General features: G+C 41.8%; 1 protein-coding gene. It reads right to left on the bottom strand.

What is annotated here, in order from left to right:
• Positions 1–314 (bottom strand): IS3 family transposase (locus HMPREF2542_RS09985; RefSeq protein ID WP_261674372.1); only part of this gene is annotated, 314 nt, incomplete at its 3' end.
• Between the last annotated feature and the right edge of the window lie 215 nt (positions 315–529).

Raw genomic sequence — 529 nt, 5'->3', positions numbered from 1 at the left:
GTCACATAGTAAGGCTGACCTATATTTGCCACCTTCTTAGGACGTGCACGACAGAGCCAACCTCTTTCCTTCATAATTCGATAGACTTTCTTGCGATTAACGATTAGTCCATGGATTTTCTTAAGTAGTCGTGTAATAGTACGATAGCCGTAGATAAAATGATGTTCCATACAGAGTTGCTCGATTTTCTCTACAACCTCGTCTCTCTTCTCAAGTTTTTCGCCTCTTGCTTTCCAACGGTAGAAAGTTGAGCGTTTGACGCCGAAACAGGACCGAACCGCTGACCCTCTGCGATTGCCTGACCAAGTTCCGATACTTTTTTAAGAGTTGCACCTGTAGTCGTAGTTGTTCTACTTCAGATAGCTCCTCCAGACCTTTGCCGTAATGACCTTGTTAGACTTACCTGCCTTCTTCATCTCGATACAGGCTAACTTAGTTTCCACTGAATAGGTTTTTTTGAGCATAATAAAACACTCCTGTTTCTAGTTTCCTAGATTTCAACAGAAGTGGTTTTCTTATGTCTCATTTT

This window comes from Streptococcus sp. HMSC034B05 (assembly GCF_001809055.1).
Taxonomy (GTDB): Bacteria; Bacillota; Bacilli; order Lactobacillales; family Streptococcaceae; genus Streptococcus; species Streptococcus constellatus.
Note: the sequence above shows the minus strand (reverse complement) of the source record. Positions and strands in the feature narration are given on the sequence as shown.